Below are 17,263 nucleotides of genomic sequence, written 5' to 3'. Positions count from 1 at the left end.
CCGCCCCCAGAAGCGGCGGGGACCGGTCATCCCGGAGGGACATTCCATGGCACAGCCTGCAACGGGGCCGGCGAAAGGCCCATGTACACCGCCACCGGCCGCTGCCGGCACGGCAGTTCACCCGGTGGACGAAAAGCTTCCGCCCTCGCGGCTCCTCCCCGCCGCGCTCCAGCACATCGCCGCCATGTACGCGGGCGTCGTCACCCCTCCGCTCATCATCGGCCAGGCCGTCGGGCTCGACGCGGCCGGCATGACCCGGCTGATCGCGGCGAGCCTCCTGATCGCCGGACTCGCCACCCTCCTCCAGACCCTGGGCGCCGGACGCTTCGCCGGGAACCGGCTGCCGTTCGTCAACGCGGCGTCCTCCGCCGGGATCGCGCCGATGCTCGCCATCGCCGAGACCAGCGCCCCCGGCCACCAACTCCCCGCGATCTACGGGGCGGTGCTCGTCGCCGGTGTCTTCTGCCTGGCCGTCGGACCCTTCTTCGGGCGGCTGCTGCGCTTCTTCCCGCCGCTCGTCACCGGGGTCGTCATCACCCTCATCGGCGTCACCCTGATGCCCGTGCCGGTCGGCTGGGCCCAGGGCGGCGACGCCACCGCCGACGACTTCGGCGCCATGAAGTACCTGGCCCTGGCCGCCTTCACCCTCGTCGTCATCCTGATGATCCAGCGCTTCGGACGCGGCTTTGTCAAGCAGACCGCCCTGCTCGCGGGCATGTTCGCCGGCACCCTGGCGGCGATCCCCTTCGGACTCGCCGACTTCTCCGCCCTTGGCTCCGCACCCGTCGCCGCGCTGCCCACGCCCTTCGCCTTCGGGCCGCCCGAGTTCCAGCCCGCCGCGATCCTCTCCCTCTGCATCGTGATGCTCGTCCTGATGACGGAGTCGTCCGCCGGCATGCTGGCACTCGGCGAGATCTGCGACCGGCGCACCGACGGCCCCACCCTCACCCGCGGTCTGCGCACCGACGGCGTCGCCACCCTCCTCGGCCCGGTCTTCGGGGGCTTCCCGACCAGCGCCTTCGCGCAGAACGTCGGTGTCGTCTCCCTGACACGGGTACGCAGCCGGTACGTGGTCGCGGCGGCCGGTGGCGCGCTGATCGTCCTGGGTGTCTTCCCCGTGCTCGGGGCGGTCGTCTCACTCGTCCCGATGCCTGTCCTCGGCGGCGCCGGCATCGTCCTGTTCGGCTCGATCGCGGTGAGCGGCATCCGCACCCTGTCCGAGGCGGGCCTCGACGACAGCTCCAACATCATCCTGGTGGCGGTGGCACTCGGCGCGGGCATCATCCCGCTCGCCGCACCCGCCTTCTACGCCGGATTCCCGTCCTGGGCACAGACCGTGCTCGGCTCCGGGATCAGTGCGGGAGCGCTCGTGGCGGTCCTGCTCAATCTGTTCTTCCACCATCTCGGCACCCACAGCCGTAACGCTGTGGCACTCAAATCCTCCTAGGGTCCTGCCGTGCCCACACCTCCCCGGAAAGAAGAAGGAAGCGCCATGGCAGCATCGGCAGACCCGCAGCGCATCGTCATCGAGAACTGTTCGATCGCCACCGTCGACGCCCACGACACCGAATACGCGTCCGGGCACATCGTCGTGGCGGGCAACCGCATCGAGTCCGTCGGCGCCGGCAAGGCCCCGGAAGGCCTCACGAACGTCGTACGCCGCGTGGACGGCACCGGTCACCTCGTCACACCCGGCCTCGTCAACACCCACCACCACTTCTACCAGTGGATCACCCGGGGCCTGGCGACGGACCACAACCTCTTCGACTGGCTGGTCGCGCTGTACCCGACGTGGGCGCGCATCGACGAACCGATGGCCCGCGCGGCCGCGCAGGGCTCGCTCGCGATGATGGCCCGCGGCGGCGTCACCACCGCCATGGACCACCACTACGTCTACCCGGTGGGCTCCGGCGACCTGACCGGCGCGATCATCGGCGCGGCCCGTGACACGGGCGTACGCTTCACGCTCGCCCGTGGGTCCATGGACCGCAGCGAGAAGGACGGCGGGCTGCCGCCGGACTTCGCCGTGGAGACCCTCGACGGGGCGCTCGCCGCCACCGAGGCCGCCATCGACGAGCACCACGACACCTCGTTCGACGCGATGACCCAGATCGCCGTGGCCCCCTGCTCACCGTTCTCCGTCTCCACCGAACTGATGCGCCAGGGAGCCGAGTTGGCCCGCCGGCGCGGCGTAAGGCTGCACACCCACGGTTCGGAGACCGTCGAGGAGGAGCAGTTCTGCAAGGAGCTGTTCGGGATGGGACCGACGGACTACTTCGAGTCGACCGGCTGGCTCGGCGACGACGTGTGGATGGCGCACTGCGTCCACATGAACGACTCCGACATCGCCGCCTTCGCCCGCACCGGCACCGGGGTCGCCCACTGCCCGTCCTCCAACGCCCGCCTCGCCGCGGGCATCGCCCGGGTCCCCGACATGCTCGCCGCGGGCGTCCCGGTCGGGCTCGGCGTCGACGGCACCGCGTCCAACGAGTCCGGCGAACTCCACACCGAGCTGCGCAACGCCCTCCTCGTCAACCGCCTCGGCGCGCACCGCGAGAAGGCCCTGAACGCACGTCAGGCGCTGCGCCTCGGGACGTACGGCGGCGCCCAGGTGCTGGGCCGCGCGGACCAGATCGGCTCCCTGGAACCGGGCAAGCTCGCCGACCTCGTGCTGTGGAAGCTCGACACCCTGGCCCACGCCTCCATCGCCGACCCGGTGACCGCCCTGGTCTTCGGCGCGGCTGCCCCCGTCACCCTCTCGCTCGTCAACGGCAGGACCGTCGTCGAGGACAACCACCTGACCACGGTGGACGAGGACGCCATCGCCCGCGCGACCCGCGACGAGGCAAGGCGGCTGGCGCAGATCGCCGCAGGAGCCTGATGCTCCGTACCCCCTGACAGGCCGGCCGAGGGGGACGGCCCTCGGCCGGCCGCCGTGGACCCATCGGGTTCACGGCAGCCTGTGCGGGTGCGTGTACGGTCCCGTACGCGCACCCGCACAGGTGAGCTCCAAGCTGCCCGCACCAGCTGCACGACCTGCACCAACGCACCACTCAGCACCACCTCCCTGACACCCACGTCGCCCGACGTGTACCCGACCGGAGGAAGCCGTGGCAGCTCAGCCCAGGTTTCGTAAGAACGCAGTCGAAGCAAACGCAGCAGCGGGGGAAGGAGAGCCGGACCGTAAACACCCGGTCGACGAGACGCTTCCCCCCTTCAAGATGTTCACCAGCGGCCTGCAGCACGTCGCCGCGATGTACGCGGGTGTGGTGGCCCCGCCCATGATCGTGGGGCCCGCCGTGGGCCTCAGCGCCAAGGAGACCGCCTTCCTCATGGGGGCGAGCCTCTTTACCGCGGGGATAGCCACCCTGCTCCAGACCCTCGGCTTCTGGCGCATAGGCGCCCGGCTGCCGTTCGTCAACGGCGTCTCGTTCGCCGGCGTCACCCCGATGATCGCGATAGGCAAGGACCGGGGGCACGACGGTATCGCCGTCATCTTCGGCGCGATCATCGTCGCCGGACTCCTCGGCTTCGTCCTCGCCCCGTACTTCTGCAAACTGGTGCGGTTCTTCCCACCCGTCGTCACCGGCACCGTCATCACCCTGATCGGTGTCTCCCTGCTCCCGGTCGCCTTCAACTGGTCGCAGGGCGGCAACGCGGCCGCCGACGACTACGGTTCGACGACGAACATCACGATGGCTGCCGTCACCCTCGTGATCGTGCTGGCCCTGCGCAAACTGCTGCGGGGCTTCCTCCAGCAGATCGCCATCCTGCTCGGCCTGGTCGTCGGCACCCTCATCGCGATCCCCGCCGGTATCACCGACTTCGGGGCGCTCGGCGAGGCCGACGTGATCGGCTTCCCGACGCCGTTCCACTTCGGCGCACCGCAGTTCGAGATCGCCGCCATCGTCTCGATGTGCATCGTGATGCTGGTCTGTATGACCGAGTCCACCGCCGACATGCTCGCCCTCGGCAAGATCGTCGGCCGGCCGGCGGACGAGCGGACCATCGAGGGCGGACTGCGCGCGGACACCCTGGGCAGCGCCGTCAGCCCGCTCTTCAACGGCTTCATGTGCAGCGCGTTCGCCCAGAACATCGGGCTTGTCGCCATGACCAAGGTCCGCAGCCGGTTCGTCGTCGCCGCGGGCGGAGCCATCCTGGTCCTGCTCGGGCTGGTCCCCGTGGCCGCGTCCGTCATCGCCCTCGTGCCGCTTCCCGTCCTCGGCGGCGCCGGCATCGTGCTCTTCGGATCGGTCGCGGCGAGCGGCATCCAGACGCTGGCCACCGCCGCCCTGGAGAAGGGCGAGAACGCCCTGATCGTCGCGGCGGCCGTCGGCATCGGCCTCATCCCGATCGCCGCACCGGACTTCTACCACGCCTTCCCCCAGGACCTGCTCGTCGTCCTGGACTCGGGCATCTCCACCGGCTGCGTGGTGGCGATCGTGCTGAACCTGGCCTTCAACCACTGGGGCCGGACGCCGGACGCGGACGGGGGTCAGGAGCCGGAGGCCGCCGACAGCGAACAGCCGAAGGACCCGATGGCCCTGCCGGTCGCCCACTGACCCGGCGGCGCCACCGGTGCGCGTACGGGAACCCGCGAGGGAACGCGTACGCGCACCGGGCCTACGGCACCGGCCGGGCGTCAGCCGATGTGGAAGCTCTGGCCGTAGACCTGCCAGTCCAGCGGCGGATCGAGATTCAGATTGCCGTTCCGCAGGAACACCCGCTGGGCCGTGTCCACCCGGCTGGTGTCCGAGTGGGCCTCCTCCTGCTCCATCGCCCAGACCCGGGCATCCAGGAACGCGTCGAGGTAGGCCACCTCGTCACCACCCTGTGACGGCGGGCTCGCCTGGGCGAGGGCCCGCTCCCTGATCGACCCGAAGCTCGTGCTGTCACTGCCGCCGCCGTGCATCACGATGGCGTCGTAGTACGCGAACTGGCCGAGTGTGCCGAGGCCGTCGGCCTTGCCCTGGCGCACCGCCGGATCGAAGTACACCCGGTCGCGCTCGTCGTTCTGGGCCTGCTGGAACGCGGGGTCCGACGCGGCCCCGGCCCAGTCGCCGGTGAAGCCGGGGTCCAGCCCCTCGTGCGAGTCGGTCCCGTCCACCGCCCGCAGGGCGGGCAGGTACGGGGCGAGGACGTTGCCCGGCTCCCGCTCGGCGTACAGCTCCACCAGGCCGAGCATGTCCCCGGTGCCGGAGCAGAATCCGATGATGCCCGCGGTGTAGCCGCGGCCGTCGCCGATGTCCTCGATGTAGCCGTACTGGCCCTTCCAGTCCAGCGTGGAGTTCTCCGCGCTGGACACGAGCTGCATCGCGATGTCCTTCTTCGCGGGGTCGTCGAGACCGGTCGCGGCTGCCTCCAGGTGTGCGGCCGGACGCGTGGGGGCGCCGGCGTGAGCGGTGGTGGCCGGGATCGCCGTGAACGCCAGCCCGAGGGCCAGTGCGGCAAGTCCGACGGTACGGGTGAGTCGGGTGGTGCGACGTGAGGTGCTGTCGTGGGGGTAAGGCACCGGTCCTCCCAGGGGAGTTCGCCGTTCCGATGTTCTGTTAGGAAGCTTTCCTATCAGGCTTCGGGGCGCGCGGTAACCCCTGGCACCCGGTTGGCCGGAGGTCCGGCTTCCGGTCCGGCTCCCGTTCAGCTTCCGTCGATGCGGAAGCTCTCGCCGTAGACCTTCCACGCCAGCGGGGTCTCCAGCTGGAGCTTCCCCTCGCGCACGAAGACGCGTTGGGCGGTCTCCACCCGGCTGGTGTCGCTGTGCGAGGGCTCCTTGCGGATCGCGGCCACCCGGGCGTCCAGGAAGGCGTTCAGATACGTCTCCTCGTCGCCGCCCTCGGACGGCGGATCGGCCTCGGCGAGGGCCTGGGCGCGTATCGTCCGGAAGCCGACCGTGCCGGTGGCGTCGGCGTACCCGTGCATCACGTACGCGTCGTAGTAGATGAACTGCCCCAGGGCGCTGAGCCCGTCGGCCTCGGCGCGCTCGACCGCCGGGTCGAAGTACGCGCTGTCGCGCTCCGTGTCCTGCGCCGACCGGAAGGCCGCGTCCTTCGCCGCCTCCGCCCAGGCGTCGGTGAAGGCTTCGCCGAGCCCCTCGTGCGAGTCGCTGCCGTTCACCGCGCGCAGCGCGGGCAGGAACTCCTGGAGCGCGTTGCCCGGACGCTTCGCCGTGTACCGCTCGACGACGCTCAGCAGGTCCCCGGTGCCGGAACAGAATCCGATGATGCCGGCGGTGTAGCCGCGGCCGTCGCCGATGTCCTCGACGTACGCGTACTGCGCCTTCCAGTCCAGCGTGGAGTTCTCCGCGCTGGACACGAGCCGCATGGCGATGTCCTTCTTCGCGGGGTCGTCCAGCCCCTTCTCGGGGCCGGAGCCGGACCCGGAACAGCTGGTCAGGGCGAGGGCGACGAGGGCGGCGAGGGCCAGATGTCTGTGCTTCACGCACCAAGCCTGCCAGGCCGGGGGGCGGTGCCGACGCGGCCCCGGCGCCTGTAGCGTTCGGAACATGGAAGATCAGTCTGTTGTGGACGTCGGCGAAGTGCGGCTGGCGTATCGGACCTGGGGCGATCCCTTCGGGTCACCCGTCGTCCTCTTGCACGGCCTCGGCGGCTCGTCCCTGAGCTGGGAGGCGGTGGGCACCCTGCTCGGCGAGGAGTGGCGGGTGTACGCCATCGATCTGCGCGGCCACGGCGAGAGCGACTGGCCCGACGAGTACACCTTCGAGCAGATGCGGGACGACGTCCTGGAGTTCCTCGACGCCTGCGAGCTCGACCGTGTCGGCCTCGTCGGCCACTCGATGGGCGGGGTCGTCGCCTATCTGCTCGCCGAGGAGCACGCCGACCGGGTGGAGCGGCTGGTGCTGGTCGAGACCCCGCCGCCGTTCCCCGGGCAGCTGGTGGCCGACACCCGCCCCGCCGGCCCGGTGGACTACGACGAGAACGTCCTGGCGGCCGTCCGGGCCCAGATCGCCGAGCCGGACCCCGTGTGGGAGCAGGAGCTGGGCCAGATCGTCGCCCCGACGCTGATGATCGCCGGTGGCCCGGAGAGCAGCATGCCGCAGGGGCGGCTGGCCGACATGGCGTCGCTCATCCCCGACTGCCGGCTGCTCACCCTGGGCGGCGGCCACCACCTGCACAAGAAGCACGCGGACCAGGTGGCCCAGCAGATCACCGAGTTCTTCACCAGCTGAGCGGACCCGGAGCCAGGCCCCGGCCCGCCCTGCCGGGTCCCGGCCGGCAGCAGGTCCGTACACGCCGCGCCGTCAGCCGCCCGGCCGCCAGTCGGGCCGGCGCCCACTCAGCGCGATCACCCGGTCGACCAGCGGTGCGCCGGCCGGCACCGGGACCGGCGGGCCGAAGATCGCGTCCGGACCCGACCGGTCGTCGTCCCCGGGCGTCAGCATCGCCTCCGACGAACGCAGGCTCGCCTCGTCCGCCCGGAACTCCTGCCCCGTCGACCGGGCCAGGTCCCAGCCGTGCACGACCAGTTCGTTCCGCGCGACCATCCCGGCGACCTGGCCGGGCAGATCCACCCCGCCCGCCCTGGTCATGCCCTCCAGGGCCGCCGGTGAGCGCCAGGCCTCGACCAGCTCGTCCAGCAGGGGCGGCAGCGCGGTGCGCCAGTCGGCGGGCAGCACCGGGAGTGCCGACGTCGGAGGGGTGTCGGTCGTCGGGCCGGACTTCTTGTGTGCCGCGTCGCGGAAGGCGACGGTCAGACCCAGCACATGCCCGAGCAGCTCCCGTACGGCGTAGTCGGGACAGGGTGTCGGGCCGTCCAGCTGCCCGTCGCCGACGGAGCCGATCAGCTCCTGGAGCTGCCGCGCCGCCGGTGCGAGATCGAGCCCGGGCGTGATTCCGTTGTTCGTTTCCATACCCTTCCGACCGTTCGCGCGCCCCGAACTCATCGCGGACATTGCGGAACGTTCCCATCCGCCCCCTTGTCGGCGACCCCACCCGCATGGCATATAGGTCTGGACCATTGCTGTCGGATGGAAGGCATCACCGTGCAACGCCCCCACGCACGCACCGCGTTGGCCTGTTCCGCCGCGCTGCTCCTCGCCGCGCTCACCGCCTGCGGCGGGTCCGCGGAAGCGGACACCAAGAACCCGACCGTCCCGCACGGGGTGACGGCGCAGGCCGGCAGCGCCACCTCCGCACACGTCATGTGGGAGCGGGCCTCCGACAACGAGGCGATCACCGGCTACGACGTCTACCGCGAGGGGAAGAAGATCCTCTCGGTGCCCGCGACGAAGCTGATGACCGACATCGACGGCCTGACCGCGTCCACGGCCTACACCTTCACCGTCCGGGCCCGGGACGCCGCCGGGAACCTCTCCGCTCCGAGCGCCGCGGTCGCCGTCACCACGCCCGCCGCCGCACCCGCCGACGAGAAGCCGCCGACCGGACCGACGAAGTTGCGCGGCACGGCGGACGACGGCCGGACGGTCACCCTGTCCTGGGGCGGTTCCACGGACGACGTCGGCGTCACCTCGTACGACGTCTACCAGGAGGACTCCAGGATCCACAGCGTGCCCGGCACCCGGACCACGGCCAGGGTCACCGGCCTGCGGCCCGGGACCGTCTACACCTTCACCGTCCGCGCCCGCGACGCGGCCGACCGCTCCTCGCCGGACAGCAACGCACTCGACCTCACGACCCCGTCCGCACCGGGCTCTCCCGGGAGCACGGCGCCCTCCGGACTGCGCACGGAGACGACGGCGGACGGCGAGGAGTCCGTGGTCGACCTCTCCTGGGACCAGCCGGACACGGGCGGCACGATCCCCGCCTACCAGCTGTTCCTGAACGGGAAGCTGACCACCACGATCGTCTGGGGCGGCACCCCGCCCACCGGCCGGGCGACGTACCGGCTCACCCTCACCGACCCGCCCGGCACCCGCTACTCGCTCAAGATCCGGCCCAAGCTTCCCGACGGCAAGTGGGGCGACTTCTCGGCGCAGCGCACGGTGGTCCTCCCGGGCTGACGGCCACCGGCCTCGTTCCCTCAAGCGGCGAGCGCGGCGGGTTCTCCGAGCCTGGCGGCGGCCGTGCGCCAGGCGGCAGTCACAGCGGTGCGGGCCCGTTCGGTCCGCAGGGCGCCGTCCGGCGTGAGCGCGACGGGCGCACCCACGTGCACGTGCAGTTCCGGTCGGCGCAGCGGCGCCGTGAACAGGCCCGCGAGCTGCTTGGCCGTGCTCCCGGAGGTGACCCGGCGGGCGCCGGCCTGGCCGACGGGCACCACCGGGGCCCCGGTGCGCCGCACGAGCCGGGACAGACCGCTGCGGAAGGCCCCGGGTGCCGTCTCGGCGGCGTCCGTCCGGTGCGGGAGGCCGCCCTCGGCGTAGATCAGGACCAGTCGTCCGCGCCCGAGCGCCTCGGCGGCCCCGTCCAGGGCGTCCGCCGCGCGCGGCCCGCCGCGGTGGACGGGGATGTGCCCCTCGCGGGCGAGCGCGCCGCCGAGGACCGGGACGCGCCAGAGCCCGGCGGTCGCCATGACGACCGGGCGGGCTCCGAGGCGGTGCAGTGCGGCGAGCACGACGGCGGGGTCGGCGAGCGAGGTGTGGTTCGCGACGACGATGCTGCCGGGGGCGAGTTCGGCGCCCGCGTCGGCGGTGACCGTGAGCCGGCCGAAGGCGGGCACCAGGGCGTCGGCGAGGTGGCTGAGCATGTCCGGTCTCCTGAGCTCGACGATGTCGGTCCCCATCGTCGGGCGGGGGAGCGGCCGGGGCCTGAGTAGCCGCACTCATCTTCCGTACGGGGTCTTCGTGAGGGGAACAGCCCGCCCCGCTGCTCAGCCCGTGACGCGCACCGTCTCGGCCCACGGGGGAGCGGCGGGGGCGGACGGGCCGACGAGGACGGCGATGAGCCGGCACGAGGGGGTCTCGTCCGGCCAAGGTGTGAGACCGTCCGTCAGGACGATGACGACACCCGGGCGTTCGGGCGCCGACAGCGCCGCCGCGATCCCGACGCGCATGTCGGTGCCACCGCCGCCGTCCAGCGTGATCTCTTCGGCGGACGTCACCCGGGAGACCGCCTGGACGTCGGCGTCACAGGCGAGGACCGTCACACGGTTGCCCCGGATCCCCACCTCGCGCAGCACGCCGGTGACCTCGGCGAGTGCGGCGGCGATCTCCGGCGCGCCCATCGACCCCGAGGTGTCGATGACGACCGCCACCCGGGGCAGCGGCCGCCGCAGGCTGGGCAGGACCACGCCGCGCAGGGCCGCGCTCCGGCGGGACGGCCTGCGGTAGGTGTAGTCGACCGCCCCGGAGGCCCAGGCGGCGGCCTCCCGTACGGCGCCCGCCAGCGCCTGCCGCCAGTCGACCGTCGGCTCCAGCACCCCGTCGGCCCAGCGCTTCCAGCCGCCCGGCAGGGTGCCCCTGGCCCGTACGTGGGCGCGCATGGCCTCCGCGGTGTGGCGCCGCAGCGCCTCGGCCTCGACCGTGCCGACCCCCGCGGGGCCCGTACGCCCGTCCATCTCCCAGGGGACCGGGTGCCCATGGGCACCCGACCCGCAGTCATGGGCGAGGAGGGAAGGCGGCAACGCGGCCAGGTACGCCTCGAAGAACTGCCCCTCCGGGAGGCCGAAGAGGCGCGGCTCCAGCCGCCCGGCGGGCAGGGGCAGGCCGTCGGCGACCAGGTCGTCGTTGATCTCGCAGTCCTGCGCGACGTTCACCCGGAGCCGGTCGCGCCGGTCCGCCGGGGGCAGCAGCTCCGCCCGTCCGTGGTGGTCGCGCAGCAGGTGGGCCACCTCGTGCACCCACACCGCCGCGAGCTCCGCCACCGGGGTCCGCTCGACGAAGCCGGGCGAGACGTAGCAGCGCCAGTGCCGGTCCACACCCATGGTGGGCACCTCGTCGCTCACCACCACCGTCAGGGCGTACAGCGCCGACGCGAGATACGGGCGGTCCGCGGCCGCCCGGTAGCGCGCCGCGAGCAGCTTCGTGGTGTCCAGCTCAGCCACCCTGCGGCAGGGCGCCGGACTGCCGCAGCAGGTCCAGGAAGCCGTCGATCCCCGGCGGCACCGGCCAGTCGAGGCTGCGCATCCCCGCCAGGTCGACCGCGGCCCGGGCGGCCACGTCGGGCACCCCCGCGTCCACGGCCTTCGCCAGCACGGCCCACCCGGCCTCCCAGCGCTCCCGCGTCAGGTCCCCCTGCACCGCGGCGACGACCGCGATCAGGAAGGCGAGCTGCCGGTCCCCGCGCCCCGGCAGCGCGAAGGCGTCCGGGTCGGCGAGCACCCGGTCGGGATCGGGCAGATCCAGGTGCTCCAGGTAGGACAGCAGCTCGATGCCCGCCCCGTCCCCGACCGCGCCGGTGAGCACCGCGGCGACCGCCTCCCGCCCGGCGCCCGTCGCATAGCCGGTGGCCAGCAGCCGCAGGGCCATGTCCCAGGTCCTCGGGGACGGCCACGCCCTGCCCCGGCTCTCCGCGTCGGCAGGGATGTGGTGGACCAGGCCGGGGCGTGCCGTGAGGAACCCGGAGACCGCGCCCCGGGCCCGCGCCGCCGCGCCCGGCACCCGGGCCGGATCCACGACCGGTACACCCAGCGCGGGCCATGTCCCCGCCATGCCGCGGGCGACGGTGCGCGGGTCGTGCGTCCACGCGAGGTGCACGAAACGGTTGGCGAGCGGCGGAGCGAGGTGCCAGCCGTCCGCCGCGCTCGACGGAGGGTTGGCCGCCGCCACGATCCGTACGGCCTCAGGCAGCCGGAGGCTGCCCACCCGCCGTTCGAGTACGACCCGCAGGAGCGCCGCCTGCACCGCGGGGGGCGCCGACGACAGCTCGTCGAAGAAGAGCAGGCCCTGACCGGCGCGGGCGAGCCTCACCGCCCAGTCCGGCGGCGCCATCGGCACGCCCGTCACCGCGGGGTCGTCCCCCACGACCGGCAGCCCGGCGAAGTCCGACGGCTCGTGCACGCTCGCGATGACCGTCTCCAGCTCCAGGCCGAGACCGGCGGCGAGCTGTTCCATCCCGGCGGACTTGCCGATCCCGGGCTCGCCCCACAGCAGCACGGGCTGATTGGCCGTCACTGCCAGTGCCAGCGCCTCCAGTTGAGGACTCGCGGCGGCCTCGGTGCGGGTGGTGCGCAGGCGCCGGTTGAGCTCGTCGGCCGCCTCCAGCGGACCGGGGGCGACGGAGCCGGTCCGGATGGTGGTGCTCACTGTTCCTCCTCCGCGTTCTCTGAGTTCTCTGCGTCCTCGTCGTCCGGGAACCACTTGTCGTACCAGTCGGATCCGATGCCCGGGTGCTCGGCGGCCACCCGCTCCCGGAGGAAGCCGAGGTCCTTGCGCTTGTACCGGCGGATCAGCTGGGACAGCGAGAGCTCCGTCGAGTCGGTCACGTCGATCCGGGCCCCCGCTGCGAGCAGCGCCCGCACCAGCGTGACGGAGCCCAGTTCGCTCACCGCGACGGCCAGCGGGGTCCGCTCCAGATGGTCCCTGGCCTCCAGGTCGAGCCCCGCCTCCAGCAGCCGGGGCAGCAGCGCCTGGTGGTCGAGCAGGGGCAGGGCATGCAGCAGCCCCCGCCGCCGGCCGTCCCGCATCCGGAGGTCCATGCCGGCGGCCAGCAGCTCCAGGACCCCTGGCGTGTCCCCGTGCTGGGCTCGCATGAACAGCTCCTGGCGCTGGGCCCGCAGGCCCTTCGGGAGCCGGCCCGTCCCCGACGTGCAGGAGTGCTCCACCGCGAAGCAGCCGGCGACGGCCCCGCCGAACGCCCGCAGGGCACTCTCCCGTTGCCGCTCCTCATCCGTGTGCGGGGAGCGCAACGCGCCTTCGCGGAAGGCGACTTCGTGCCACTCGCCACGGCACCTCACCCGCACGGGGCGTGGCACCGTCGGCTCCGGCGGGCCGAACGGCCCTTCGAGTGCGGGGAAGAGGGCACGGGCGACCAACGGGTGCAGCCGGCGCGGCTGCATCGCGCCGGCCCGCAGCAGATCGAGGTCGGGCAGGCGGCACCAGGCCGCTTCCGGCAGGCGGGGGTCGGCCTCGGCCGGTGTCCTCCGCGACTCGACGACACGGGCCCGGAGCCGGCCGCCCGTGCTGTGATCCGTGAGGTCCAGCAGGACGCACCCCCGCCAGAAGTCGGCGATCAGGAAGCGCTCCCTGCCGCTCGCGGCCGTCGCGCGCCGCACCGCCGCGTCCAGCCGGGGTATGTCGACCGCCGTCCGGCGGAGGATCTCCTCGGACTCCATGCCGCGCCACGGCCGCGCGGACTCCGGCATGGCCGGATCCCAGTCGACGCCCGCGGCGGCGAAGGCCTCGGAGACCTTGCCCTCCTGGTGGAGCAGGGTCACCCGCTCCGCCCGGGCCGCCGCGTCGTCACCGGACGCGGCGAGTTCCCCGGGCGAGAGCGGTGTGCCGTCGTCGTGGAAGAACGGAACCCGGCCGCCGGCGACCGCCGCCGCGCGTAGACCGTCCGTGCACCGCGCGTCCCACAGATACCTGACCGCCCGCCAGTCCTCCGTACGGGCGGCGAACACACCCGGGGAGGTCTCGCCCGGCAACGCACCGAAGCCCAGCGTGATCCGCTGGGGGCCGTCGACCATCGGAGGCGTACGCAGATGCAGATACGGCGCCAGGGGCAGACCGGTCCCGTCCCCGTAACCCGCCAGTACGACCGTGCGGTCGGTGTCGAGTGTCGAGCGGCCGCCGAGGACCCGGGGCAGGTGCCAGCGCACCAGGTCGGGCACCAGGTGGCGCAGGTCCGACACGAGGGCCGCGGCCACGGCCGTACCGTACGAGGCGGCCACCCCGTCGGGGTCGAAGGTCACATCGACCCCCGCCACCGCGAGAGCACCACGCCAGTCACCGGCCAGCCGCCGTTCCGCGGACCGTTCGATCATCCAGCGCGGCACGGCGTACCGTCGGACCCGCCGCAGGCTGGACACGTCCTCCGGGGAGATGAACCGCCCCCCGGCGCCGGGTCTCGTACCGGGCCTCACCGGTAGACGCTCCGTATCGCACGCAGATCGCCGTGGGCGCCGGAGTCCGGGCGCAGCCGCGCGGTGAAGGACCGCTTCACCTTGCGGGGGAGTCCGGGGCCGAGGCCGACGTACTCCAGCCGGGAGTCCGCGCCGACCGCGCCCAGCAGGTGCTTCGCGCCCCGGCCGGTCAGGCCCGTGTGGGCCAGTTCGAGGCGGCGCAGCGGGCTGCCGGGCAGGGCGGCGGCCAGGGCGTGGGCCCCGGCGTCGCCGGTCGCGTTGCCCGTCGCGCCGAGGCTGCGCTCGGACATCGGGCGGCCGAGGTCGAGCGCCTCGATCCCGCCGAGGGCGTCGGCCAGCGCGTACGCGCCCGCGGGGCCGATCCCGTTGCCGCCGAGACCGAGCCGCACCGGGCGTGCCGGGTCGGCGGCGGAGGCGAGCACGGCGGCCCCCGCGTCGCCGAGGTGGTTGGCCGGCAGATACAGCTCCCGCACCCCCGCGTCACGGATCAGCGCGGCGAGCAGCGGCGCGGACTCCGCGCGGAGCCCGTTCCCCCCGAGGAACAGCCTCTCCAACGGATGTTCCCGCGCCCGGAGTACGCCGAGCAGGGCCTCCAGACCGGTGGCGGTGACCCCGCTGTTGACCAGGTCCAGCGTCCGCAGGGCGGTGTTGCGGGCCAGCATCGGCACAAGCGCCCGGACGCCCGCGTCGCCCAGCGGATTGCGCTTCAGCCACAGGGCCCGGACCGTGCCGTCCTCACCGATCGCACCGGCGAGCGCGGCGGCGCCCTCGGCCCCGATGCGGTTGCAGCCGAGATAGACCGTCCGCAGCCCGTGCCCGCCCCGGCGCAGGGCCCCGGCGACCGAGCGCGCGCCCTCGTCCCCCAGGGAGTTGGTGCCGAGCAGGACATGCGTGGCGTGCGGCGACGCGGCGAGCGCGGGCATCACCCTGGCCGCACCGGCGGCCCCGAGCCCCTGCTTGCAGAGATCGACGCGCCCGTCACCGCGCAGGGTCCCCAGCGGGAACACCTCGTCCGCCCCCACCGGCCGCTCCACGGCGAGCCGGCTCACCAGCGGATCCAGCAGCGCCGCGTCGGCGAGCGGGATGTCCGGGTGCTCGATCGCCGGGCAGCGCACGGGCATCGGCTGCGACATCACAACTCTCCAGTCCCTTGCCGGCTCCCCCGGCCGGAGCGGACGAACGCGTCCCCCGCCCGCCCGGCACACCGACGCCATCCCTCCGAGAACAGGTGGCAAGACCGGCCGGATTCGAACCGGCGTCCTCCAGCTTGATGCGTGGGCGCGACGACCTCTGCGCTACAGCCTTGCCGTGCATGATCATAGCGGCGGCCGGACCAAAATCGCACGCCAGTACGCTGGTTGGAAGCGGCCGGAGACCGGTGACATCCGGCCGTGGAACCGGCCCTGCATGCGCCGCGGAGCGCGGGGCGGTCCTGTCATCGCTGACGCACGGTGAGGAACGACGAATGAGCGCGCCGAACGACCCGAGGGGCGACGCCCGGGGCCCCGGCGGCGGCACGCCGGCCGACGACACGATGACGCTGCGCGTCGTCCCGGCCGACGACACGATGCGGCTGCGCCTCCCGGCGGCGCGGCCCGGCCCTCTGGACGGCGGGCCAAACGGCGGACCCGTACCGGCCGACGAGGCCCCGCCCGCGCCGCCCGCCGACTCGAAGCCCTCCGGGGCTTCGGGCCTGCTCAAGTCCAGTGCCGTGATGGCCGCGGGCACCATCGTCTCCCGGATCACCGGCTTCCTCCGGACCCTGGTCATGGCCGCGGCGATCGGCGTCGGCACGCTCAACGACTCCTACCAGGTGGCCAATGTCCTGCCCACGATGATCTACGTCCTGGTGGGCGGCGGGGCGCTCAACGCCGTCTTCGTCCCCCAGCTCGTGCGGGCCATGAAGAAGGACGACGACGGCGGCGAGGCCTACGCCAACCGGCTGCTCACCCTGGTGATGGTCGCGCTGGCGGGCGTCACGGTCGTGTGCGTGCTCGCCGCCCCGCTCCTGGTCCACATGATGTCGCCGGACATCGCCGCCGACCCGGAGCGCAGGGCCGTGACGGTGGCCTTCGCCCGGTACTGCCTGCCCACGCTCTTCTTCATGGGCGCCCATGTGGTGCTCGGCCAGATCCTCAACGCCCGGGGCCGCTTCGGCGCGATGATGTGGACCCCGGTGCTCAACAACCTCGTGATCATCGCCTCGTTCGGCAGCTTCGTCTGGGCCTTCGGCGGCTTCACCGAGTCCGCCGTCACGCCCGCCACCATCACCCCCGAAGGGGTACGGCTCCTGGGCCTCGGCACCCTGCTGGGGCTCACCGTGCAGGCACTCGCGATGCTCCCGTACCTCCGCGACACCGGCTTCCGGCTGCGCCTGCGCTTCGACTTCAGGGGCCACGGCCTCGGCAAGGCCATGGGCCTCGCCAAGTGGACGCTCCTGTTCGTGCTCGTCAACCAGCTCGGCATGATCGTCGTGACCCAGCTCGCCACGAAGGCCGGCTCCCTCGCCGAACACGCCGGGCACACCGGTTCCGGGATCACCGCCTACAACTACGCCCTGCTGCTGTGGCAGATGCCGCAGGCCATCATCACCGTCTCGGTGATGACCGCCGTCCTGCCCCGCATCTCCCGCTCGGCGCAGGACGACGACAAGGAGGCGATCAGGGACGACATCTCCTACGGCCTGAGGACCTCGGCCGTCGCCATCGTGCCGTGCGCGTTCGCGTTCCTCGCCCTGGGCGTACCGATGTCCACCCTGCTCTACGCCGGCTCCGGCGCCGAGGGCGCCCGTGGCATCGGGTTCGTCCTGATGGCCTTCGGCCTCGGACTCGTCCCGTACTCCGTCCAGTACGTCGTCCTGCGCGGCTTCTACGCCTACGAGGACACCCGCACGCCCTTCTACAACACCGTGGTCGTCGCCCTGGTCAATGCCGCAGGTTCCGCCCTGTGCTTCGCCGTGCTCGACCCGCGCTGGGCCGTCGCCGGGATGGCCGCCTCGTACGGCCTGGCCTACGCGGTCGGGGTCGGCATCGCCTGGCGCCGGCTCCGCAAGCGGCTGGGCGGCGACCTGGACGGCCGCCGTGTGCTGGGCACCTACGCACGCCTGGTCGTGGCCGGCGCCCCCGCCGCCCTGGCCGGCGGCGCCGTGGCGTACGCCGTGACCAAGGCCCTCGGCAGCACCGCCTCCGGCTCGCTCGCGGCCCTGCTCGCGGGCGGCCTCGTCCTGCTCGGCGTCTTCCTGGCCGTCGCCCACCTCCTGCGCCTCCCCGAACTCAGCGCCCTGACCGGGATGGTGCGCGCCCGCCTCGGCCGCTGACCCGGCGCGTCC

The 17,263-nt window shown here is 73.1% G+C and carries 14 protein-coding genes and 1 pseudogene; 6 read left to right on the top strand and 9 right to left on the bottom strand.

Annotated elements, in window-relative coordinates:
• The first annotated feature begins 46 nt into the window (after positions 1 to 46).
• The 3 genes from ACIRD8_RS11820 (at position 47) to ACIRD8_RS11810 (ending at position 4,562) form a co-directional block, all read left to right on the top strand.
• Complete coding sequence (locus ACIRD8_RS11820; protein WP_403989240.1) at positions 47 to 1,447, top strand: nucleobase:cation symporter-2 family protein; 1,401 nt, start codon at positions 47 to 49, stop codon at positions 1,445 to 1,447.
• Between the two features lie 45 nt (positions 1,448 to 1,492).
• Complete coding sequence (locus ACIRD8_RS11815; protein WP_403989238.1) at positions 1,493 to 2,881, top strand: 8-oxoguanine deaminase; 1,389 nt, start codon at positions 1,493 to 1,495, stop codon at positions 2,879 to 2,881.
• Positions 2,882 to 3,110: 229 nt separating this feature from the next.
• Positions 3,111 to 4,562 carry a nucleobase:cation symporter-2 family protein gene (locus ACIRD8_RS11810; protein ID WP_403989236.1) on the top strand — a complete coding sequence of 484 codons (1,452 nt, stop codon included), beginning with the start codon at positions 3,111 to 3,113 and terminating at the stop codon, positions 4,560 to 4,562.
• An 80-nt stretch (positions 4,563 to 4,642) separates the two neighbouring features.
• Here the strand turns inward: ACIRD8_RS11810 and ACIRD8_RS11805 are convergent, their stop codons facing one another.
• Both ACIRD8_RS11805 and ACIRD8_RS11800 read right to left on the bottom strand, forming a co-directional pair.
• Entirely contained in the window at positions 4,643 to 5,512 is an 870-nt protein-coding gene (locus ACIRD8_RS11805; protein WP_403989234.1) for a chitosanase, read from the bottom strand.
• Between the two features lie 125 nt (positions 5,513 to 5,637).
• Positions 5,638 to 6,438: a chitosanase gene (locus tag ACIRD8_RS11800; RefSeq protein ID WP_403989232.1), complete on the bottom strand. Its 801-nt coding sequence runs from the start codon at positions 6,436 to 6,438 to the stop codon at positions 5,638 to 5,640.
• A 64-nt stretch (positions 6,439 to 6,502) separates the two neighbouring features.
• On the opposite strand from ACIRD8_RS11800, the gene ACIRD8_RS11795 reads away from it, so the two are divergent.
• Positions 6,503 to 7,186: an alpha/beta fold hydrolase gene (locus ACIRD8_RS11795; RefSeq protein WP_403989230.1), complete on the top strand. Its 684-nt coding sequence runs from the start codon at positions 6,503 to 6,505 to the stop codon at positions 7,184 to 7,186.
• Between the two features lie 72 nt (positions 7,187 to 7,258).
• On the opposite strand, the gene ACIRD8_RS11790 is transcribed toward ACIRD8_RS11795, so the two are convergent.
• A complete protein-coding gene (locus tag ACIRD8_RS11790; RefSeq protein ID WP_403989228.1) occupies positions 7,259 to 7,867 on the bottom strand; it encodes a TIGR03086 family metal-binding protein in 609 nt (202 codons plus the stop codon).
• 117 nt (positions 7,868 to 7,984) lie between these two features.
• On the opposite strand from ACIRD8_RS11790, the gene ACIRD8_RS11785 reads away from it, so the two are divergent.
• Positions 7,985 to 8,977, top strand: coding sequence for a fibronectin type III domain-containing protein (locus ACIRD8_RS11785; RefSeq protein ID WP_403989226.1), 993 nt, complete (start codon positions 7,985 to 7,987; stop codon positions 8,975 to 8,977).
• Positions 8,978 to 8,997: 20 nt separating this feature from the next.
• Here the strand turns inward: ACIRD8_RS11785 and ACIRD8_RS11780 are convergent, their stop codons facing one another.
• From ACIRD8_RS11780 to ACIRD8_RS11755, 6 genes and pseudogenes are all read right to left on the bottom strand, one after another.
• Positions 8,998 to 9,660, bottom strand: a complete 663-nt coding sequence (locus ACIRD8_RS11780; RefSeq protein ID WP_403989224.1) for a lysophospholipid acyltransferase family protein — start codon at positions 9,658 to 9,660, stop codon at positions 8,998 to 9,000.
• A gap of 123 nt (positions 9,661 to 9,783) precedes the next feature.
• Positions 9,784 to 10,956 carry a VWA-like domain-containing protein gene (locus tag ACIRD8_RS11775; RefSeq protein WP_403989222.1) on the bottom strand — a complete coding sequence of 391 codons (1,173 nt, stop codon included), beginning with the start codon at positions 10,954 to 10,956 and terminating at the stop codon, positions 9,784 to 9,786.
• On the bottom strand, positions 10,949 to 12,157 hold the full coding sequence (locus ACIRD8_RS11770; protein ID WP_403989220.1) for a sigma 54-interacting transcriptional regulator: 1,209 nt from the start codon (positions 12,155 to 12,157) through the stop codon (positions 10,949 to 10,951). Before ACIRD8_RS11770 ends, ACIRD8_RS11775 begins: the two co-directional genes overlap by 8 nt.
• Entirely contained in the window at positions 12,154 to 13,881 is a 1,728-nt protein-coding gene (locus tag ACIRD8_RS11765; protein WP_403989218.1) for an ankyrin repeat domain-containing protein, read from the bottom strand. Before ACIRD8_RS11765 ends, ACIRD8_RS11770 begins: the two co-directional genes overlap by 4 nt.
• 50 nt (positions 13,882 to 13,931) lie before the next feature.
• A complete protein-coding gene (locus ACIRD8_RS11760) occupies positions 13,932 to 15,068 on the bottom strand; it encodes a gala protein (protein WP_403989216.1) in 1,137 nt (378 codons plus the stop codon).
• Positions 15,069 to 15,164: 96 nt separating this feature from the next.
• Positions 15,165 to 15,240 (bottom strand): annotated as a pseudogene (locus tag ACIRD8_RS11755).
• A gap of 160 nt (positions 15,241 to 15,400) precedes the next feature.
• Here ACIRD8_RS11755 and murJ point away from each other — a divergent pair.
• Positions 15,401 to 17,251 (top strand): murein biosynthesis integral membrane protein MurJ, encoded by a 1,851-nt coding sequence (gene murJ, locus ACIRD8_RS11750; protein WP_403989214.1) that lies wholly within the window; start codon positions 15,401 to 15,403, stop codon positions 17,249 to 17,251.
• Positions 17,252 to 17,263 lie beyond the last annotated feature (12 nt).

The organism is Streptomyces sp. NPDC102451 (genome assembly GCF_044765485.1).
Taxonomy (GTDB): Bacteria; Actinomycetota; Actinomycetes; order Streptomycetales; family Streptomycetaceae; genus Streptomyces.
Note: the sequence above shows the minus strand (reverse complement) of the source record. Positions and strands in the feature narration are given on the sequence as shown.

What these genes read in the sequence shown, in the direction of transcription:
- ACIRD8_RS11820 (WP_403989240.1), top strand. Translation starts at nt 47, where the DNA reads ATGGCACAGCCTGCAACGGGGCCGGCGAAAGGCCCATGTACACCGCCA.
- ACIRD8_RS11790 (WP_403989228.1), bottom strand. Translation starts at nt 7,867, where the DNA reads ATGGAAACGAACAACGGAATCACGCCCGGGCTCGATCTCGCACCGGCG.
- ACIRD8_RS11815 (WP_403989238.1), top strand. Translation starts at nt 1,493, where the DNA reads ATGGCAGCATCGGCAGACCCGCAGCGCATCGTCATCGAGAACTGTTCG.
- ACIRD8_RS11785 (WP_403989226.1), top strand. Translation starts at nt 7,985, where the DNA reads ATGGAAGGCATCACCGTGCAACGCCCCCACGCACGCACCGCGTTGGCC.
- murJ (WP_403989214.1), top strand. Translation starts at nt 15,401, where the DNA reads ATGAGCGCGCCGAACGACCCGAGGGGCGACGCCCGGGGCCCCGGCGGC.
- ACIRD8_RS11780 (WP_403989224.1), bottom strand. Translation starts at nt 9,660, where the DNA reads ATGCTCAGCCACCTCGCCGACGCCCTGGTGCCCGCCTTCGGCCGGCTC.
- ACIRD8_RS11795 (WP_403989230.1), top strand. Translation starts at nt 6,503, where the DNA reads ATGGAAGATCAGTCTGTTGTGGACGTCGGCGAAGTGCGGCTGGCGTAT.
- ACIRD8_RS11760 (WP_403989216.1), bottom strand. Translation starts at nt 15,068, where the DNA reads ATGTCGCAGCCGATGCCCGTGCGCTGCCCGGCGATCGAGCACCCGGAC.